The following is a 19,696-nucleotide window of genomic DNA, read 5'->3' as shown; positions in this document are numbered from 1 at the left end:
CGTGAGGCGGCATTCTTTGATCGGGCAGCGTGGTCGGGTGCCGTCGGACGCCGACCTGATCGACGCCGTGCGTGACGGCAAGGTCGAGGCCTACGGCCAGCTGTACGAACGCCATGTGCGATCAGCCAACATCCTGGCGATGCAGCTCTCGACGTCCTCCGCGGACGCCGACGACCTGGTGTCGGACGCGTTCGCCAAAGTCCTCGCCGCGCTGCGGTCCGGTGGCGGGCCGGGAGCGGCGTTCCGGCCGTACCTGCTGACGGCGGTGCGGCACGCGGCGTACGACCGGACGCGCAAGGAGAAGCGGCTCGAACTGGCCGGGGACATCGAGGAAGTTCCCGGTGCCACCAGGGCGACCAGCGTGCCGTTCCGCGACAAGGCGGTGGAGGACCTCGACCAGGCGATGGCCGCCACGGCGTTCGCCACGCTGCCCGAACGGTGGCAGACGGTGTTGTGGCACACCGCGATCGAGGGCCAGTCGCCCGGCGAGATCGCGCCGCTGCTGGGACTGACCGCGAACGGCGTGTCCGCGATGGCGTTCCGCGCCCGCGAAGGACTGCGCAAGGCGTTCCTGCAGGCGCACGTCAACCAGGAGCCGGCCGAGAAGTGCCGCGCCACCGTCACCAAACTCGGTGCCTGGACGCGTGGCGGACTCAAGGGACGCGAAGCCGTCCAGCTCGACGCGCACATGGACGAATGCGCCGAATGCCGCAAGCTCGCCAGCGAACTGTCCGACGTCAACGGCGCGCTGCGCGGCATGATCGCGCCGATCGTGCTCGGCACGGGCACCGCCGGTTACCTGGCCGCCGCCGCGACCAAGGGCGCGGCCGTGTCCCTCACCGCGACCTCCTGGCTCGGTGTGGCCGCCTCAGCCGCGGCGGTCGTGGTCGTCGCCGCGTCCGGCGTGGTCAGCACGGACAGTTCCTCAACGCCCCAGGCCGCCCCGCCGGTCACCTCGTCGAGCGGTTCCGTGCAGCAGACGAGCCGGCCCGGCTCCACCCCCAGCTCCGGCACCATCGTCGTGCCGGGCAGCACCGCCGGTTCCGCCACGCCGGCCACCGAGGAGAACGTGGTCACGCCCACGGGACCGACGACGAGCACGTCCTTCGCCCCCGCGGCCGGTGGGACGCCCAGTCTCGCCGCGGAGGCGCCCGCCGCGATCGCGATGACGACCGATGGCCCGCCCAACGAGCTGAACATCGCCATCACCAACAACGGCTCGGTCCCCACGACCCTGCCAACGTTGACGCTGACGATGCCCGACAAGATCAAAACGGTCGGCCCCGGCAAGACCTCCGCGGGGTTCGTCGGCTGCCCGGCGGGCAAGGACACCGTCACGTGCGAGGGCGGGCAAACGCTCGCGCCGGGCCAGACGATCACCTTCCGGGCGCGGCTGCAGGCCGGGCCGAAGGCAGGGGACGGCGCCATCACGGGTGTCGCGGGCCAGCTGCGGGTGAGCATCGCGATCACGATCTCGTAGGTATTCCAGGTCGGACAGCGAAAACCGGCGCGACGACGCACCATGAGCCGGTGGAAGAGCTCACGGCGGCGCTCACCGAGCTGGAGGCGCCGTTCCGCACGCTCGTCGACGACTCGCAGTGGGCGCACGCGAGCGTCGAGGGGCTGGTCCTCGACGCCGGCCGGTGGTGGACCGCCGGCGCCGAGACCCGCCTCCAGCCGCAGGTGACGTTCAGCGACGCGTTCAGCGAAGCCGCACGTCACCGTGGCGGGGTGTACGTCGAGGGATACATCTGGGCGAACGGCACCGCGGTCGCCGCCGCGTGGTGCGGGCAGGGCGACAGCGTCGTGTACGGACCGCGGGCCGAGAGCTACCTGGGAGTGCCGCTGTCACCGCATTTCTGCCGCCGGATCCAGCAGCGCAACGGCACCGCAGCGGTGCTGATGAGCAAGCACCCCAAACTGTTGCCGTTGCTGCGGGACGGACTGCCGCGCGGTGCGGTCCTCACCGGGGGACGGCCCGGACCGCGGTCACTCGGTGCCTAGCGCCGCGAACCTCTCCTCTGCCTCCCGCGCGTGCCGCGCTGCCTCCACACGATCCGTGACCACCTTGGCGAGGTGTTTGTGCGCGTTCGCGGCCTCACGCTTGTCGTCGATCCGTTCCGCGAGGTCCAACGCCTCACGCAACAGCGCCTCGGCTTCAGCGGGACGCCCGGCCGCGGTGAGCACGTCGCCCAGGTAGTTCAGCACGACGGTTTCGGTGGTGACGTCGCCGATCGCGCGCACGGCCGCCAGCGCCGAGGTCAACGCGTCGAGTGCCTCGTCATGCCTGCCCATGGCGTGCAGGATCATGCCCAGCGCGCTCTGGGTGTCCGCCTCGTCGCGACGGCTGCCCATCTCGCGCATCAGGGTCAGCGCCGACGTGCACGCCTCCAGCGCCTCGTCGTAGCGGCCGAGTGCGCTGTAGATGTTGCTGACGTTGCTCATCGCCTGCGACTCGAGGTGCCGGTCGCCGAGCTGACGGGCCACCGTGATGGCCTGTTCGAGCAGCTCAGCGGCCTCGGCGTGACGTTCGAGGGTCCGGTAGACCAGCGACAGGTTGTTCAGCGTGCCCGCCACGCCCTGCAGGTCGCCCTGCTCGCGGAGCATCTCGATCGCACGCTCGTTGTAGTAGATCGCGTCCTGATACCGGCCGGTCTGCCAGAACACCATCGCGTAGTTCTTCGTCGTGATCGCGAACGCGGCCGGATCGTCCTTCGCCGCTTCCAGCGCCAGTTCGTTGATCGTGGCCCAGTCACGCGTGTGCCCGCGCACCATGCAGAAGTACGTCATCGCGCGCGCGAGTTGCCACGTGTGTGTGCGCCAGTCACCGTCGAGTGACAGCGCGGCGGCGGCGACGAGCGTCTGCCGTTCGGTCTCCATCCACTCCACGGCGTGGTCGTAGTCGCGCAGCACGAGCCGCGACGCCGGCCGGTAGGTGATGTCGACCTCGTATTTGCGGGCCGCGGGCGACATCAGCCGCATCGCCTGGTTCGTGGTGTCCAGAAAGTGGTCGAGCAGCCGGGTCAGCGGCTCGCGCGACGACTCCACCTGGGACTGCGCGTACTGCCGCAGCAGGTCGTGCATCCGGTACCGGCCGAGCGTGGCCGCCTCTAGCAGGTGCACGTCGACGAGGTCTTCGAGCATCCCGTCGCACTCCAGCGGGTCGAGATCGCCCAGCGCCGCGGCCTGGTCGACGTCGAAGTCCGTGCCGTGGTGCAGGCCCAGCAGCCCGAACAGCCGCTGGTGCCCGGCCGGGAGCTGGCCGAACGACAACGCGAAGACAGCGTCCAGTTCGGATAATCGTCCCTCGCGCAACCGCGTCGCGAGATGGGCGGTCGTCCAGGTCGGCCGGCTGCGCAACCGGCCGGCGGCCAGGCGCACGGCCAACGGCAGCCGGCCGCACAGTTCGACGACCTCGCGGGCCGCCTCGTCGGCGCCGCGTTCGTCACCGACGATCGTGGCGAACAACTGCAGCGCCTCCGCCTCGGACAGCACGTCCAGCGTGAGCGTCGACGTGCCCTCCAGCTCGACCAGCCGCGCCCGTGACGTGACCAGCACCAGCGATCCCGGCACACCCGGCAGCAACGGCCGCACCTGGTCCGCGCTCGCCGCGTTGTCCAGCACGACCAGCAGCCGCCGCCGGGACAGCTCCGCCCGCCACACCGCCGCCCGTTCGTCCTGGCTGACCGGGATCTCGTCGAGGCCGAGCGCGCGCAGCAGCACGTCCAGCGCGTCCGTTGGTTCGACGGGCGCACGTCCGGCCGTGTGTGCGTGCAGGTCGATGAACAGCTGACCGTCCGGATACTCCAGCCGGTGCGCCAAGTGCACGGCCAGCGTCGTCTTGCCGACGCCCGGCATGCCGTCGATCGCGGAGATCACCACCGCCGACCGTCCGGTGACGGCCCTGGTCAGCCGTTCCATCTCGGCCTCGCGGCCGGTGAAGTCCGCGACGTCGCGCGGCAGCGTGTTCAGGGCGGGCCGGGGTTCGTCGCCCCGCAGCAGCCGGGCGTGCAGCTCCCGCAGTTCGGAGCCCGGATCGGTGCCCAGTTCCTCGGCCAGCAGCACCCGCACGTCCTCGAACGCCTGCAACGCCTCGGCGGACCGGTTCGCCCGGTGCAGCGCGTGCATGAGCTGCAGCCACAGCTGTTCCCTGAGCGGGAACTGCTTGGTCAGCCGGCGCAGCTCGCCGATCAGCCGCTCGCCCTGCCCCAGCTCGATCGCGAGCCTGGCGTGCTGCTCCGCGACGGTGAGCCTGCGTTCCTGCAACAGCGTCAGCTCGGCTTCCAGCCGTGGCCCGATCGCGAGCCCGTCCAGCGCCGGGCCCCGCCACAACGCCAGCGCCTCTTCGTACTTTCCCGCCGCGGCACGGTGATCGCCCTGTTTCAACGCCTCGTCACCGGCCGCGCACAGCTGTTGGAAGACGGTGACGTCGACCTCGTCGCCGGGCACCTTCAACCGGTAGCCGCCAGGCATGGTCACGAGGTCGTCCAGCACGAGCTTGCGCAACGCCGCGACGTACGTCCGAATGTTCGATTCCGGTGCCGCGGGTGGAGATTCCCACACCGCTTCACTCAAGTGTTCAAAACTGACCGTCTCGTTGGCGTGCAAGGCCAACGCTGCCAGCAACGCACGTTGCCGGGGCCCACCCAGCCGCAGTTCAACGCCCCCACGCCAGATCTGCAGCGGCCCAAGAAGCCGATACCGCACTCACCCTCCTCGGGGGCATGGTGCCAGAACTCCGGGTGGCTGTGCGGAATTTGTGCGGACGATCTTCGAAACTCTCCTCACGCCGCTGCGAAGGGGGATCTCCGGGATGGACAGAAGCTGGTGGCCGGTGTGGACGATCAGGCCGCGGCCGAGCTGGGCAGGTCAAGCCACCTAGAAACATCGGACCTCACCGCCGCCGTCACCAGAACGCGAAACTCCTTCCTCGGGCTGCGGAAAGACCTGATCAAGACCTCCTTCACCCCTTCGGTGGGCGACGACACGCGGGGTGACTGAACTCGACTGAGGTCCGATGTTCAACCAAAGCCCTACGATGACCGTCATGACCGAGACGGCGAAACGGCGCCCAGGGCCGCGGATCGAAGAGGTCGCGCGCGTCGCAGGGGTATCCAAGTCGACCGTTTCGCGCGTGATCAACGACGAGCAGTACGTCAGCGCGAAGGCCCGCGAGGCCGTGCACGCCGCGATCGCCGAGCTGGGATACGCACCCAACCAGGCCGCGCGAGCGCTGGCCGGCAATCGGGCGAACGCGATCGCCCTGGTGGTCTCGGAGCCGACCGGCCGAGTGCTGTCCGACCCGTTCTTCGCGGGCGTGCTGCGCGGGATCCACGCCGAGCTCGCCGGGCGGCACATGCAGCTGTTGCTGATGATGAGCCAGCCGTCGGACACCAGCGACCTGGTCACGTACCTGAGCAGCGGACACGTCGACGGCGCGCTGCTGGTGAGCCTGCACGGTGACGACCCGCTGGTGCCGATGCTGGCCGAGCTCGGCCTGCCGGTGGTGTCCGGCGGACGGCCGCTCGGGACCACCTCCGTGCCGTTCGTGGACTCGGACAACTTCACCGGCGCCCTGGAAGCCACCCGGCACCTGGTCTCGCTGGGTCGCAAGCGGATCGGCACCGTCGCGGGCCCGAAGGACATGGCCGTCGGCGCGGACCGGCTCAGCGGCTTCAAACGCGGTCTGACCGAGGCCAGGCTCGCCTCCGACCTCGTGACGCACGGCGACTTCACGCCGGAGGGCGGCGCGCGGGCCATGGAGCGGCTGCTGCAGAAGTCTCCCGATCTCGACGCGGTGTTCGTCGCGGCGGACATCATGGCGCTCGGCGCCCTGCAGGTGCTGCACGCGCAGGGCAAGCGCGTGCCGGAGGACGTCGCGGTGATCGGGTTCGACGACTCGGTGTTCGCGACGACCGCGACGCCGCCGCTGACGACGATCCGCCAGGACGTCGAGGAGCTGGGCCGCACCATGACGTGGCGACTGCTGGCGGAGCTGGCCGGCGAGGCGGGACTGCCCCCGTCGTTGCTGCTGCCCACTTCGCTCATCAAGCGCACAAGCGCTTAGGACACCTGCTCGACTCTCTTAGGCCGCGTCACCCCCTTGCGTAACAAACTGGGAGCGTTCCCAGAATCCAGGTACTGAACCCATTGACAGCCCCATGTCGTGCGGTTAACACTCTCGAAAACTTCTGGGAGCGCTCCCAGAAACCGCCGCAGAGACCGAGGGAGTTCTCCCGTGCGACACCGCAGTTGGGTCAGCGTGCTCCTGCTTTTAACCGCCGCAACAGCTTGTTCGTCCGGTGGGGCGACCGAGGGCGGCAAGACCGAGCTGACCATCGCAACCTTCAACGAGTTCGGCTACGAGGACCTGTTCAAGGAGTACGAAGCGGCGCATCCGGACGTCAAGATCACTCAGCGCAAGACCGGACAGGGCGCACCGCACCACCAGAACCTGTTCACCAAGCTGGGCGCCGGCTCCGGGCTCGCCGACATCGAGGCGGTCGAGGAGGGCTTCCTCGCCCAGGTGATGGCGAAGTCCGGGCAGTTCAACGATCTCAAGGAGATCGGGCCGAAGATCGAGGACAACCGCTGGCTGAAGTGGAAGACCGACGCGGTCACCACCAAGGACGGCAAGCTGATCGGCTACGGCACCGACATCGGCCCGCTGGCCATGTGCTACCGCAAGGACCTCTTCGAGAAGGCGGGCCTTCCGTCGGACCCCGAGGCCGTGAAGTCGCTCTTCGCGTCCTGGGACAGCTACTTCGCCGCCGGTGACCAGTTCATCGCGAAGTCCGGCGGGGTCGCGTGGTTCGACAGCGCCGCACAGGTCTTCAACGCGATGCACAACCAGCACGAGGTCGGCTACTTCGACAAGTCCGACAAGCTCGTCGTCGACACCAACCCCGCGATCAAGGCCGACTGGGACACCGTGACGAAGGCGGTCGCGAAGGGCCAGTCCGCGAAGCTCGTGGCGTGGAGCAACGAGTGGAACTCGGGCTTCAAGGCCGGCGCGTTCGCCACGAAGACGTGCCCGTCGTGGATGCTCGGCGTGGTCGAGGGTCAGGCCGGGCCGGAGAACAAGGGCAAGTGGGCGGTCACCGAGGCGTTCCCGAACGGTGGCGGCAACTGGGGCGGTTCGTACCTGACCGTGCCGAAGCAGGGCAAGAACGCGAAGAAGGCCGCCGAGCTCGCCGCCTGGCTGACCGCGCCCGACCAGCAGGTCAAGGCGTTCCAGGCCAAGGGCACGTTCCCGAGCCAGGTCGAGGCGCTGAAGTCCCCCGCGCTGCTGGAGAAGACCAACGCCTACTTCGGTGACATCAAGGCGGGCGCGCTCTTCGCCGCGCAGGCGCAGAAGGTCACGGCGGCCCAGTACAAGGGTCCGACCGACGGCCAGATCCAGGACAACGTGTTCAGCCCGGCGCTGCAGTCGGTCGAGGGTGGCAAGAGCGCTGAGGAAGGTTGGAAGACCGCGGTCGCGGAGGCCCAGAAGGTCGCTAAGTGACCGCCGTGCTCACCAAGGTGGACCGCGAGCGGGCGCAGGAGCCCCGCTCGCGGCCACCGCGCCATCGTCTGTCCGCTTTGGACGCCAAGTTCTCGCCGTACCTGTTCGTCGCGCCGTTCTTCGTGTTGTTCGGCGCGATCGGACTCTTCCCGTTGCTCTACACGGCTTACGTGTCGCTGTTCGACTGGGAGCTCGGCGCTGACGAGACGCCGTTCGTCGGGCTCGAGAACTACACGACGTTGTTCAGCGACGGCCAGTTCTGGAACGCGCTCTTCAACACCTTCAGCATCTTCCTGCTGTCGAGCGTGCCGCAGGTGATCGTCGCGGTCGTGCTCGCCGCGTTGCTGAGCGCGAACCTCCGTGCGCGGACGACGTGGCGGATGGGCGTGCTGCTGCCCTACGTCGCGTCGCTGGTCGCGTTGGCGATCATCTTCGGCAACCTGTTCGGACCGCAGTACGGCCTGGTCAACGGCTTCCTGTCGGCCGTGGGCATCCCGCCGATCGACTGGCAGGCCAACACGTTCGGCAGCCACGTCGCGATCGCGTCGATGGTCAACTGGCGGTGGACGGGCTACAACGCGTTGATCGTGCTGGCCGCGATGCTGGCGATCCCGCGCGAGGTGCACGAGGCGGCCACGGTCGACGGCGCCGGTCCGTTGCGCAGGTTCTTCAGCATCACGTTGCCGATGCTGAAGCCCACGCTGATCTTCGTGATCGTCACGTCGACGATCGGCGGACTGCAGATCTTCACCGAACCGAAGCTGTACGACCCGGCCGGTGGTAGCGGTGGCGGTGCGGAGCACCAGTACCAGACGGTCGTGCTCTATCTGTACCAGTCCGGGTTCCAGCAACTGGACCTCGGCTACGCGTCCGCGATCGCGTGGACGCTGTTCCTGATCGTGATCGCGGTCGCGGGGCTCAACTTCCTTCTCACCAGGAGGGCCGTGCGATGAAGCGTCCGTCCTTTGTGGTCTACGGCGTGCTGGCCGCGTTCGTGCTGGGCTCGGCGTTCCCGTTCTACTGGTCGTTCCTGGTGGCGAGCCGGGACAACTCGGTGCTCAACGGGGACTTCACGCTGATCCCCGGCGGTAACTTCTTCTCCAACGCCGCGCGGGTGTTCGACACGATCCCGTTCTGGAAGGCGCTGGGCAACAGCTTCATCGTGTCCGGGACCGTGACGCTGTCGGTGGTGCTGCTGTCCTCGCTCGCCGGGTTCGCGTTCGCCAAGCTGCGGTTCCGCGGCCGCGGGCTGATGTTCCTGTTCGTCGTCGCGACGCTCGCCGTGCCGACGCAGCTCGGGATCATCCCGCTGTACATGGCGATGGCGGAGTTCGGCTGGGCGGGTGAGCTGGAAGCGGTGATCGTGCCGAACCTCGTCACCGCGTTCGGGGTGTTCTGGATGCGGCAGTACCTGGTCGACGCCATCCCGGACGAGCTCGTCGAGGCGGCGCGGATGGACGGCTGCAGCCTGTGGCGGACGTTCTGGCACGTCGCGCTGCCGGCCGCGCGACCGGCCGCCGCCATGCTCGGCGTGTTCACGTTCATGCAGTCCTGGAACGACTTCCTGTGGCCGTTGGTCGTGCTGAACGCCGACAACCCGACGATGCAGGTCGCGCTGGAGAAGCTGCAGAGCGGTTACTACGTCGACTACTCGCTCGTGCTCGCCGGGACAACGTTGGCGACCGTCCCGGTCTTGATCGTGTTCATCGTGCTCGGGCGGCAGATCGTCGCGGGTGTCATGCAGGGTGCTGTGAAGGGGTGAAGGTGGAGAACATCGCTTTCCCGGAAGGTTTTTTGTGGGGCGCTGCCACGGCCGCGTTCCAGGTGGAGGGTGCGACCGATGTCGACGGCCGCACCGACTCGATCTGGGACGCGTTCTGCCGCGTTCCCGGCAACGTTGTCGGCGGCCACACCGGTGAACCGGGTGCCGACCACTACCGGCGGGTGGACCAGGACGTCGCGATGATGGCCGAACTCGGCCTGGGCGCGTACCGGTTCTCGATCGCCTGGCCGCGGGTGCGGCCGGACGCCGGGGCGGTCAACCAGGCCGGGCTGGACTTCTACAAGCGGCTCGTGGACACGTTGCTGGAACACGACATCAAGCCGTGGCCCACGCTCTACCACTGGGACCTGCCGCAGAAGCTGGAGGAGACCGGCGGCTGGGCGAACCGGGACACCGCCTACCGGTTCGCCGAGTACGCCGAGACCATCGTCGACGCGCTGGGCGACCGGATCGAGTCGTGGACGACGCTGAACGAGCCCTGGTGCGCGGCCTTCCTCGGCTACGCCGCGGGAATCCACGCGCCAGGACGGGCAGAGCCCGACGCCGCGGTCGCCGCGGTGCACCACCTGCTGCTGGCCCACGGGCTCGCCGGAGAGGTGATCCGCAGCCGCGACAAGCAGCTGGGCATCACGCTCAACATGTACCCGATCATCCCGGCCGATCCGGACTCCGCGGCCGACCGGGACGTGGCACGCCGGCTCGACGGGCTGCAGCAGCGGATCTTCCTGGACCCGTTGCTGTGCGGGTACTACCCGGCCGACATCGTGCAGGACCTGGAGCCGTTCGGGTTCTCGTCGGTGATCCAGGACGGCGACCTCAAGATCATCTCGGCGCCGCTCGACATGCTCGGCGTGAACTACTACACCGAGCACTACGTCAGCGCCGAACCCGGTGACGAGGGCCCGTCGCCGTGGGTGGGCGTCGAGCAGCTGTCGTTCCCCAAGCGGGACGCGCCGGTCACCGACATGGGCTGGGAGGTGCGCCCCGACGGCCTCACCTCGGTGTTGCTGCGCGTGCACAACGACTACCCGAAGGTCCCGCTGTACATCACCGAGAACGGTGCGGCGTTCCCGGACCTGCACGACGGTGACGGGGTCGAGGACGTCGACCGCACCGGTTACCTGGAGTCCCACCTGCGGGCCGCACACGCCGCCATCGCCGCCGGCGTGGACCTGCGCGGGTACTTCTGCTGGTCGTTGATGGACAACTTCGAGTGGGCAGAGGGCTACGCGAAGCGGTTCGGCATCGTGCACGTCGACTACGACACGCAGGTGCGCACGCCGAAGAGGAGTGCGCGCTGGTACTCCGCTGTGGCGCGCAGCAACGCAGTCGCGTCATGACCCGACGCCCCGGTATCGACGAGGTCGCCCGGTTGGCCGGGGTGTCGAAGTCCACCGTGTCCCGAGTGCTCAACGGTGCGCCGCACGTGAGCACTCGGGCCCGGGACGCGGTACGCCGGGCGGTGATCCAGCTCGACTACACGCCGAACCAGGCCGCACGGTCGTTGGCGGGACATCGGGCGAACGCGATCGCTTTGGTGGTATCGGAACCGAGCGGCCGGGTGCTGGCGGACCCGTTCTTCGCCGGCGTGATGCGCGGGGTGCACGCCGAACTGACCGGGCATCGCACACAGCTGGTGCTGATGATGAGCCAGCCAGGCGACGTGGGCTCCTACCTGACCGGCGGGCACGTGGACGGGGCGTTGGTGATCAGCCTGCACGGCCACGACCCGCTGCTGTCGTTGTTGCACGACAACGGCCTGCCGGTCGTGGCCGGCGGGCGCCCGCTCGCCGGCGGCCCGGTGCCGTACGTCGACTCGGACAACTTCACCGGCGCGATCGACGCGACCCAGCACCTCATCTCGCTGGGCTGCGAGCGAATCGGGACCATCGCCGGCCCGACGGACATGGCGGTGGGCCTCGACCGGCTGTCCGGGTGGCGGCGGGCGATGTCCGGCCGGCGGACGGACCTGGTGGCGTACGGCGACTTCACGCCCCAGGGCGGCGCGTCCGCGATGACGGCGTTGCTGACCCGCGAACCCGAACTGGACGCGGTGTTCGTGGCCGCGGACATCATGGCGCTCGGGGCGTTGCAGGTGCTGAACGCGCACGGCCGCCGGGTGCCGGAGGACGTGGCCGTGGTGGGGTTCGACGACTCCGTGCCCGCGGTGCCGCCGTTGACGACGGTGCGGCAGGACGTGGAACGGTTCGGGCGCATGCTGACGTGGCGCCTCCTCGCCGAGATCGAGGGCGAGGAGGGCCTGCCGCCGTCGGTGCTGCTGCCCACCTCGCTGGTGGTGCGGACAAGCGCCTGATCAGCCGGATGCCGCGAAAAGAGTTACATCGGTGATCATCGACGCTCCGTGACACCAGCGGGCTGTTTTCACCCGTTCGACCCAACCTCGCGGCACTCTCGGTAACGCCTGGGGTGGTCTCTCGATGGTCCTGCCGTACGAACCCCACCCTGAGGGAGTGCGACAGTGATCGAGAACTCGGCTGCCGGTCTGGTGATGGTGCCCGGCGAGGTGACGGTGACCGTCACCGGCGAGGAGCACCACCAGGACGTGCTGGCCCGGTATGCCGTGCCGGACGGTGTGACGCGGCAGGTCGCCGTGCACCTCACGTGGTGCATGATCGCCGCCGGCAGGTACCGCGGTCAGCGCGGCGTCGAGGTGCGGCTCGACGGGCAGCGGGTCGGTGAGCTGACTTTCCTGATGTCGCAACGGTATGCGCCGGTGCTGATGCACGTGGAGGCCGGTGGCGGTTCGACCGGGTCGGTGGCGTTGATCCAGCGGGGCAAGAACGGCCTGCTGCAGATCGTGCTGCGGATGCCGCGCGAGATTCCCCGTGGCGCGGTGGTGCCGGTCGCGTCGAAGCCCAAGTCGTGGGCGACACCGGTAGCGGTCGGGGTCGGTGGCCTGTTCGCGTTCTTCGTCGTGATGGCTCTTATCGGAGCGGCGATCGGTGGTCCGACCTCCGTGAACAAGGCGTCGGGACTGTCGACGACGGCAGCGCCCACCACTACGACCACGACCACGACGCCTGCCAGCACGACGACGTCGACCACCACTTCCACCACCACGACAACGACTACGACGACCACCACCACTCCCGCGGCGGTCGCGCAGCCGAAGCCGCAACCCCAGCCCCAGCCGGCTCCGCAGCCCAACCCTCAGCCCCAGCCGGCTCCGCAGCCGCAGCCGGCTCCGCAGCCGAGTTGCCACGCGAGCTACCAACCGTGCGTCCCGATCGCGTCCGATGTGGACTGTGCGGGTGGAAGCGGTGACGGGCCTCAGTACGTGCGAGGCCCGATCACCGTGATTGGTCCCGACGTCTACAAGCTGGACAACGACGGAGATGGCGTCGGGTGTGAGGGCTAACGCTGGATGAAGACGCTGCCCGCCTGGAAAGTGATGTCGGGCTGGCCGGTCTTGCCGCCGATCGGGTAAGGCTGGCCAGTGCAGTCGTCGCTCGCGAACAGCGACGCGGTCTTGGTGCTGTTGTTGTAGGCCGAGCGAATCCTGTTTCCCCAGCCGTGTTCGACGAGGTCAACGCACGCCGACGAGCCAAGTGGCACGACGTTGAACCTGTTGCCCTCGTAGTTGGTCTGGTCCCACGCGCAGAACGCGTCGGTGAACGTGCAGTCCGGCACGGCGGCCTGGGCTGCTGGCGTGATGGCGAGACCGGCTAACGCGCACAGGACAACGGCGAACTTCTTCATGATTCCTCCCCAGTTTCCCCTTGTCCTGCACCCTTCCCGCCATCGCGTTGCCACGTCAAGGATTTGCGGTACCGAAAACCTGGTTGCCCAGCACCGAACTAGCCTCGTTCGTAGGGCGTCTTCTCCCCTGCCTCGACACCGAACGGCAGGTGGTTGCCCGCCGGCGGCAACGGGCAGGTGGCGAAGTCGGTGAACGCGCACGGCAGGTTCGTCGCACGGTTGAAGTCGAGCACGACCTTGCCGTCGCGCGGGGTGGCCGCGAGCGACCGGTTGGCGGCATAGGTGGTGACACCGCTCGTGGCGTCGGTGAAGAGGATGTTCAACCCGCCGTCACGGCCGTTGAACGCCGTCAGTGTGTACTCGGCGCCATCGTGCGTGAACCGCACACGGCCCGGTGCCTCGTACACGTGGCTGAGACCCTCCACGACCGCACCGACCGTCGTGGGGATTGGAGCGTCGAACGGTTCGTAGACGCCCTCCAACACCCACTGCTCCTGTGGTTCGTACGAGGGCACACCACGGAAGTTCTGGAGCACCAGAGCCTTCGGGTCGTGCACACGGATCAGGTACCCGCCGCGCCGCGCGACTTCGACCTCGAGGTCGCCGACCTCGATGCGTGCGCCTGGACCGCTCTGCACGAGTTCGAACCGCTGCGGTTCTCCGTCGTTGCGCCAATACGCCGCGTCGTCGTCTTGCCACCAGACGCCCGGTAGGCCGTCATAGGCGCGTGGGGACGCTTCCAGCCAATCGAGCGAGACGAGCGCGAGCCACCCATAGGGGTCGGCCAGGCTCTTCTCCCGGTCCGTCTTCCAGGTCTGCCAGTCCTCCGCGAAGCCGCTCATGTCCATGCCAACGGGCCTGCGGTGGCGGGACTTCCCCGTTCCAAAGGATGGGAAGCGGTAGTCGCGCGTCCTGGTGTCGAACCAGGCACCCCAGGCTTATGAGGCCTGGGTGATCGCCGGATCCCGCGCGTTGGGGTGACCGACCGGACTCGCACCGGCTTCGACCAGGACCACAACCTGGCGCCTCGACTGCTTCGGCTTCGGTCACAGCTGCCCGTCGAGGACTCGAACCTCGATCTCCGCGTCCAGAGCGCGGCGTCCGTGCCAATTGGACCAACGGGCATCAAAAAAGCCGCCTCGTCGCGATGTGCGACGGGACGGCTCCCCGGAGTCATGAGTCAGCTCATGCCGAGGAGCACCAGACGTGCTGATGGCACATGTGTTGCATCACGGCTGGCTCCCTTCCTCCGGTTCGTCGAGATCCACTCTGACGGATGACACCGCAGCGCCGCAACGCATTATCCGCACTGCAAAAGTTTGCAGATCTTGAAGGTTCACTCCACTGATCCTCAAGCAGACTTGCGGAAAACTTTTGCAACGTCTTTCCTGGAGCGCTGACACACCCCGTCGGAAGGCAAGGACATGTCCCAGGACTGGTGGCGGCACGCCGTCATCTATCAGGTCTACGTGCGCAGTTTCGCCGACTCGAACGGCGACGGCATCGGTGACCTGCCCGGCATCCGCTCGCGCCTGCCCCACCTCCGTGACCTCGGCGTCGACGCGGTCTGGATCACGCCGTTCTACGCCTCGCCGATGGCCGACGGCGGCTACGACGTAGCGGACTACCGCGCGGTGGACCCGCAGTTCGGCGACCTCGACGACGTGCGCGCGTTGGTCGCGGACGCGCATGCGATGGGCATCCGCGTGATCGTCGACATCGTGCCGAACCACAGCTCGGACCAGCACGCGTGGTTCCAGGAAGCGCTGGCCGGGCGCAACCGTGAGCGCTACGTCTTCCGCGAGGGCGTCGGCGACCAGCCGCCGAACGACTGGGAGTCGGTGTTCGGCGGGCCGGCCTGGACGCGGGTAGAGGACGGTTCCTGGTACCTGCACCTGTTCGCGCCGGAGCAGCCGGACCTGAACTGGGACCTGCCGGAGGTGCGGGCGGAGTTCCGCGACGTGCTGCGGTTCTGGCTGGACCTGGGCGTGGACGGGTTCCGGGTGGACGTGGCGCACGGGATGATCAAGGCGCCGGGCCTGCCCGACATCGGGCACACCGACCAGCTCAAGCTGCTGGGCACCGAGCCGTTGCCGTTCTTCGACCAAGACGGCGTGCACGAGATCCACCGCGAATGGCGCACCATCGTGGACTCGTACGACGGTGAACGCGTGCTGGTCGCCGAGGCGTGGACGCCCTCTGCCGAGCGGACGGCGTTGTACCTGCGTGACGACGAGATGCACCAGGCGTTCAACTTCCACTACCTGACCGCGGAGTGGACGTTCGAGGCGCTGCGATCGGTGATCGACTCGTCGCTGGCGGCCGTCGCACCTGTTGGCGCGCCGACGACTTGGGTGCTGTCGAACCATGACGTGCAACGGCACGTGACGCGGTACGGCGGCGGCGAGACCGGTACGCGGCGAGCGCGCGCTGCCTTGGCGTTGATGCTGGCGCTGCCCGGATCGGTGTACCTGTACCAGGGCGAGGAACTAGGACTGCCCGAGGTGCTGGACCTGCCGGAAGAGGTGCTGCAGGACCCGATGTGGGAGCGGTCAGGCCACACCGAACGCGGCCGCGACGGCTGCCGAGTGCCACTGCCCTGGTCCTCCACCGGCCCGTCACTGGGCTTCGGCTCCGGCGGGTCGTGGCTGCCGCAGCCGGCCGACTGGGCGAAGCTCAGCGTGGAGGCGCAGACCGGCGACCAGGACTCGATGTTGTCCTTCTATCGCACCGCTTTGCGCATTCGCCGCGAGCACCCGGCCCTCGGCGCGGGCGACGGCGTCACGTGGATCGACGGCCCCACCGACGTGCTGTGGTTCCAACGCGACGACTTCGCCTGCGCGGTCAACCTGTCCGGCGAGGTCGTCTCACTGCCGGATCCGGGCAAGGTCCTGCTGGCCTCGTCGTACTACGGCGTGCGCGACGGCCAACTCCTCCTGCCGCCGGACACCGCGCTCTGGTGGGAACTCTGACCAGCGATTTCCCCTGATCGACCAAAACTGTCAGACCCCCTGAGTACGGTCCGTTCCTGTCAGCTTCGGGCCCGGCTCAGGGGGTACGGCAGTGCGCAGGTGGGAGCTCGTCGCGGACGGTTCCGCGAAGTTCTGGGAGGTCGAGCGGGACGGCTCCGCGGTGACCGTCCGGTTCGGACGGCTGGGGACGGCAGGCCAGACCAGGACGAAGGAGCTGGCCACCGCCGAGGCCGCGACCGCACACGTCGCGAAACTGGTGGCGGAGAAGGAGAAGAAGGGCTACCGCACCGTCACCGACGACGCTGCGACGCCATCGGCCATCCCCGCCGCGGCGTCGGCTTCCGCAACGCTCTCAACTACCGACGCGTCGGAGGTTTCCGCCGCCACCACACCGCCAGCTCAGGCCACGCCGCAGACCACCGCCATCCCACCAGCTCCCACCGCACCCCCTGCCGCGCCCGCACTCCTTCCCACCAAGGCTGATCCCACCGAACCTCCTCCCGACGAGGAAACCTGGATCATGCCCGCCGACTGGCTCCGGCAGGCGTTGCGCCGAAGAGACGTGAGACCGTGGCCGAAGTTCGAGGTCGACCCCGCCAAAGCGCAGACTCTGCGCGACGAGATCGCCAAGTACGCCGACCGGGTCGCCGAAGTGCTGTCCCATCCGGACTCGGACCAGGACCTGGTGCGCGCGCTGCGGGACCACCTCGCCGGTCGGCCCGACCCGCTGGGTGCCGCGGTGCTCGCGAGCGTGCCGATCAGTTCCACCTCGCCCGCGCACTGGTTCATCGAGGAGTTCGGTCTGCCGTTCGCCGCGGCGGCGGCCGTGCACTACGCGATGACGGTGATCCAGAACTGGAAGGACTGGCAGACCGGGGACTGGTACGGCCACCACCTGAAGGTGTCCCTGCCGCACCATCTCGGCGACCAGGCCTACGAGGCCATCACCCTGATCGACGTTCGCACGGCGCTGGCGGTCGCCGACGACGCCACCTACGAGGCGGCGCTGGCCGAGCTCGACAAGGTCGGCACCACGACGTTCGGGCAGGTCGCGCGGGCCTTTCTCGCCCCGACGCGGCGCGACTGGTTCGAGGAGGCGAACCTCGTCCAGTCGGGCTCGTACTGGATGGTGCACAGCGCCGCCAGCACGGTGGAGCAGCTCAGCCGTCTGGGCCACGGGCACCTGATCTGGTCGCCACGCGGCATTTACACCGCGCTGTACGTCCTGGGGCCCGACCTCGCACCGGTGCTCGACGCGGAGCTGCGCGCGAAGGTCGAGTGGTCGTCCGAGTGCCGGAAGCTGGCGCTCGAGGTGCTCGCGGCGCTGCCGACCGACGAGGCGTTCCTGATGCTGCTGAACAGGGTGCGGGAACGGTACGTGCGTCCCGCGCTGCTGTCCGCGATGGAGGCGTTCCCGGCGCGAGCCGTCCGGCTGATGGCGCCGCGCGTGGACAGCGACCCGGACGTCCGCCATCTGCTGCGCGTGCACCTGATGACGCACCCGCATCTCCAGCTGCCACCGAACCTCCAGTTGCCCGGCCCGCTGCCGGACGCGCCGGCCGAGGCCCTGCCGGGGGTGCTCGCCCGGCCGCCCTGGGAGCACCGCCGCCCGCAGCCGAAACCCGTGGTGCTGAAGGACGTTCCGGTGCCGCCCGCCCAGCTCGCGTGGCTGCCCGGCGAACGGGAGGAGTGGCGGGAGCTCAGGGGCTGGTGGTCCGGGCAGGTCCAGAACTGGAAGGCGCTGGCAGCCGCGATCAAGGCCCGGGACGGCCGCTACCACGACCACCGGCTGTTCGAGGCCGGCCCGGAGGCGCTCGCGCGGCCGCTGCTCGCCGACTGGGTGCCCAGCGACACCTGGGGCAGCGAGAGCTGGGGCAGGCGGATCACGGCGCGGTTCGGGATGGACGCCCTGCCCGCGATGCTGCGGCTGGCCGCGAGCAACCCGCACGTGTCCGGTGTGGTGCTGCTCCCGTTCGCCACGCCCGAGGTGGCCGCGCTGATGGCGGACTGGTTGGTGCGCCTCAAAACGGCCCGCGCGTTCGCCGTCTCCTGGCTGGCCCGCCACGGCGAGACCGCCGCTCGCCTGCTCCTGCCGCCCGCGCTGGGACCGGCGGGCCCCAGGCGTCACAACGCCGAGGCGGCGCTTCGTCACCTCCACCTGGAGACCGGCGTCGACGTCGTCGCGATCGCCGCGTCGCACAGCGCCGAGGCGGGCGCGGCGATCCGCGCGCTGATCGAGATCGACCCGCTCGACGTCCTGCCCGCGAAGCTGCCGGTGATCGGCGCCTGGGCCGACTCGCGCCTGCTTCCCCAGGTGCTGCTCGCGGACCGCGCCACCGCGTTGCCGGTGGACGCCGCCAAGAACCTCCTGATGACGGCCGCACTGTCCAAACAGGACGCCGTCTATCCCGGTCTTGCGCTGGCCGTCGAGGCGTGCGACCGCGCGTCGCTGGCGGAGTTCGCCTGGGCGGTCTTCGGTCGCTGGCAGGACGTCGACGCGCCGGCCAAGGACTCCTGGGTCCTCACCGCCCTCGGCTGGTTCGGCGACGACGACACGGTGCGCCGGCTCGCCCCGCTGATCCGCGCGTGGCCGGGCGAGAGCCAGCACGCCAGAGCCGTCGCCGGGCTGGACGTGCTCGCGCAGATCGGCACCGAGGTGGCCCTGACCCACCTGAACAGCATCGCGGAACGGGTGAAGTTCAAGGGGCTCAAGGCCCGCGCGCAGGAGAAGGTGTCCGACATCGCCGCGGCCCTGGGCCTGAGCCGCGACCAGCTGTCCGATCGCCTCGTCCCCCGTCTCGGCCTGGACGACGCCGCCGCCTTGGTGATCGACTACGGGCCCCGCCAGTTCACCGTCGGCTTCGACGAACAGCTCAAGCCCTACGTCCTCGACGCCGACGGCAAGCACCGCAAGGACCTCCCGAAACCGGGCGCGAAGGACGACCAGACGCTGGCCCCGGCGGAACACAAACGCTTCGCCACGGTGAAGAAGGACGTCCGCACGGTCGCCGCAGACCAGATCCACCGGCTGGAACGCTCGATGGTCGACCAACGCACCTGGACCACCGAGGAGTTCACCACGGTGCTGGTGGCCCATCCCCTGCTCTGGCACCTGGTCCGCCGCCTCGTCTGGATCACCGACGCGGGCCTGACCTTCCGCCTCGCCGAGGACCGCACGCTGGCCGGCCCCGAGGACGACGAGGTGACGTTGCCCGCGGACGCCACCATCCGGGTGGCCCACCCGGTGGACCTGGCCGCGACGCTGCCGCTGTGGGGCGAGCTGTTCGCGGACTACGAGATCCTGCAACCCTTCCCGCAGCTCAGCCGTCCGACGTTCGCCTTCACCCCCGGCGAGGACAACGTCGCGCAGCTGCGGAAGTACGTCGGTCACACCGTGGCGGTGGGCAAGGTCCTCGGTCTCACGAAGCGGGGCTGGGTGCGCGGCGAACCCCAGGACAACGGGTGCGAAGCGTGGATCACCCGTCCTCTCCCCGGCGGCGGCGCCCTGGTCGCCTCCCTGGATCCCGGGATCACGGTGGGCATGGTCGACCTGTCCCCCGAACTCTCGTTCGCCGACATCTGGTACTCGCCGAGTGGCGAAGGCGACTGGAGCGCGCCTCGGGGAGGCGGCCCTGCCCACTTCGACGTGGACGCCGTCACCGCCTCCGAGCTCCTCTCGGAACTGGAATCGCTGCACTCGTGAACCCGCGACCGAAA

The 19,696-nt window shown here is 69.1% G+C and carries 14 protein-coding genes and 2 tRNA genes; 11 read left to right on the top strand and 5 right to left on the bottom strand.

Going from position 1 to position 19,696, the window contains the following annotated elements:
* Nucleotides 1-37: 37 nt before the first annotated feature.
* Nucleotides 38-1,480, top strand: a complete 1,443-nt coding sequence (locus B0F77_RS21030; RefSeq protein ID WP_143466839.1) for a sigma-70 family RNA polymerase sigma factor — start codon at nucleotides 38-40, stop codon at nucleotides 1,478-1,480.
* A gap of 50 nt (nucleotides 1,481-1,530) precedes the next feature.
* On the top strand, nucleotides 1,531-2,004 hold the full coding sequence (locus B0F77_RS21025) for a hypothetical protein (RefSeq protein ID WP_086664654.1): 474 nt from the start codon (nucleotides 1,531-1,533) through the stop codon (nucleotides 2,002-2,004).
* Here B0F77_RS21025 and B0F77_RS21020 read toward each other — a convergent pair.
* Entirely contained in the window at nucleotides 1,990-4,707 is a 2,718-nt protein-coding gene (locus tag B0F77_RS21020; protein WP_086664653.1) for an AfsR/SARP family transcriptional regulator, read from the bottom strand. The genes B0F77_RS21025 and B0F77_RS21020 overlap by 15 nt on opposite strands.
* Nucleotides 4,708-5,047: 340 nt before the next feature.
* On the opposite strand from B0F77_RS21020, the gene B0F77_RS21015 reads away from it, so the two are divergent.
* The 7 genes from B0F77_RS21015 to B0F77_RS48010 all read left to right on the top strand — a co-directional run bounded on the left by B0F77_RS21015 (nucleotide 5,048) and on the right by B0F77_RS48010 (nucleotide 12,666).
* Nucleotides 5,048-6,067: a LacI family DNA-binding transcriptional regulator gene (locus tag B0F77_RS21015; protein ID WP_086664669.1), complete on the top strand. Its 1,020-nt coding sequence runs from the start codon at nucleotides 5,048-5,050 to the stop codon at nucleotides 6,065-6,067.
* A 171-nt stretch (nucleotides 6,068-6,238) separates the two neighbouring features.
* Complete coding sequence (locus B0F77_RS21010; RefSeq protein WP_086664652.1) at nucleotides 6,239-7,504, top strand: ABC transporter substrate-binding protein; 1,266 nt, start codon at nucleotides 6,239-6,241, stop codon at nucleotides 7,502-7,504.
* Nucleotides 7,505-7,509: 5 nt separating this feature from the next.
* Complete coding sequence (locus B0F77_RS21005) at nucleotides 7,510-8,457, top strand: carbohydrate ABC transporter permease (RefSeq protein WP_245848486.1); 948 nt, start codon at nucleotides 7,510-7,512, stop codon at nucleotides 8,455-8,457.
* Nucleotides 8,454-9,266 carry a carbohydrate ABC transporter permease gene (locus tag B0F77_RS21000; protein WP_086664650.1) on the top strand — a complete coding sequence of 271 codons (813 nt, stop codon included), beginning with the start codon at nucleotides 8,454-8,456 and terminating at the stop codon, nucleotides 9,264-9,266. Before B0F77_RS21005 ends, B0F77_RS21000 begins: the two co-directional genes overlap by 4 nt.
* Nucleotides 9,267-9,277: 11 nt before the next feature.
* Nucleotides 9,278-10,627: a GH1 family beta-glucosidase gene (locus tag B0F77_RS20995; RefSeq protein ID WP_086664668.1), complete on the top strand. Its 1,350-nt coding sequence runs from the start codon at nucleotides 9,278-9,280 to the stop codon at nucleotides 10,625-10,627.
* Nucleotides 10,624-11,601, top strand: coding sequence for a LacI family DNA-binding transcriptional regulator (locus tag B0F77_RS20990; protein WP_086664649.1), 978 nt, complete (start codon nucleotides 10,624-10,626; stop codon nucleotides 11,599-11,601). The genes B0F77_RS20995 and B0F77_RS20990 overlap by 4 nt, the downstream gene beginning before the upstream one ends.
* Nucleotides 11,602-11,766: 165 nt before the next feature.
* Nucleotides 11,767-12,666: a hypothetical protein gene (locus B0F77_RS48010; protein ID WP_086664648.1), complete on the top strand. Its 900-nt coding sequence runs from the start codon at nucleotides 11,767-11,769 to the stop codon at nucleotides 12,664-12,666.
* On the opposite strand, the gene B0F77_RS20980 is transcribed toward B0F77_RS48010, so the two are convergent.
* The 4 genes from B0F77_RS20980 to B0F77_RS20970 all read right to left on the bottom strand — a co-directional run bounded on the left by B0F77_RS20980 (nucleotide 12,663) and on the right by B0F77_RS20970 (nucleotide 14,132).
* Nucleotides 12,663-13,007, bottom strand: a complete 345-nt coding sequence (locus B0F77_RS20980) for a peptidase inhibitor family I36 protein (protein ID WP_086664647.1) — start codon at nucleotides 13,005-13,007, stop codon at nucleotides 12,663-12,665. The genes B0F77_RS48010 and B0F77_RS20980 overlap by 4 nt on opposite strands.
* Before the next feature lie 98 nt (nucleotides 13,008-13,105).
* Nucleotides 13,106-13,849 carry a DUF1684 domain-containing protein gene (locus B0F77_RS20975; RefSeq protein WP_086664667.1) on the bottom strand — a complete coding sequence of 248 codons (744 nt, stop codon included), beginning with the start codon at nucleotides 13,847-13,849 and terminating at the stop codon, nucleotides 13,106-13,108.
* Between the two features lie 131 nt (nucleotides 13,850-13,980).
* A tRNA-His gene (locus tag B0F77_RS48005) sits at nucleotides 13,981-14,057 on the bottom strand.
* 2 nt (nucleotides 14,058-14,059) lie between these two features.
* Nucleotides 14,060-14,132 (bottom strand) — tRNA-Gln (locus B0F77_RS20970).
* Nucleotides 14,133-14,431: 299 nt separating this feature from the next.
* On the opposite strand from B0F77_RS20970, the gene B0F77_RS20965 reads away from it, so the two are divergent.
* Entirely contained in the window at nucleotides 14,432-15,979 is a 1,548-nt protein-coding gene (locus tag B0F77_RS20965; RefSeq protein WP_086664646.1) for a glycoside hydrolase family 13 protein, read from the top strand.
* A gap of 91 nt (nucleotides 15,980-16,070) precedes the next feature.
* A complete protein-coding gene (locus B0F77_RS20960; RefSeq protein ID WP_086664645.1) occupies nucleotides 16,071-19,682 on the top strand; it encodes a DUF4132 domain-containing protein in 3,612 nt (1,203 codons plus the stop codon).
* Nucleotides 19,683-19,696: the final 14 nt, after the last annotated feature.

The organism is Lentzea kentuckyensis (genome assembly GCF_002150765.1).
Classification (GTDB): Bacteria; Actinomycetota; Actinomycetes; order Mycobacteriales; family Pseudonocardiaceae; genus Lentzea; species Lentzea kentuckyensis.
This window is presented reverse-complemented; position numbering and strand designations above follow the sequence as displayed.

Bases quoted from the DNA above. Each gene is read 5' to 3' on its own strand.
- B0F77_RS21015 (WP_086664669.1), top strand. From the start codon at position 5,048: ATGACCGAGACGGCGAAACGGCGCCCAGGGCCGCGGATCGAAGAGGTC.
- B0F77_RS21000 (WP_086664650.1), top strand. From the start codon at position 8,454: ATGAAGCGTCCGTCCTTTGTGGTCTACGGCGTGCTGGCCGCGTTCGTG.
- B0F77_RS20990 (WP_086664649.1), top strand. From the start codon at position 10,624: ATGACCCGACGCCCCGGTATCGACGAGGTCGCCCGGTTGGCCGGGGTG.
- B0F77_RS20980 (WP_086664647.1), bottom strand. From the start codon at position 13,007: ATGAAGAAGTTCGCCGTTGTCCTGTGCGCGTTAGCCGGTCTCGCCATC.
- B0F77_RS20975 (WP_086664667.1), bottom strand. From the start codon at position 13,849: ATGAGCGGCTTCGCGGAGGACTGGCAGACCTGGAAGACGGACCGGGAG.
- B0F77_RS20965 (WP_086664646.1), top strand. From the start codon at position 14,432: ATGTCCCAGGACTGGTGGCGGCACGCCGTCATCTATCAGGTCTACGTG.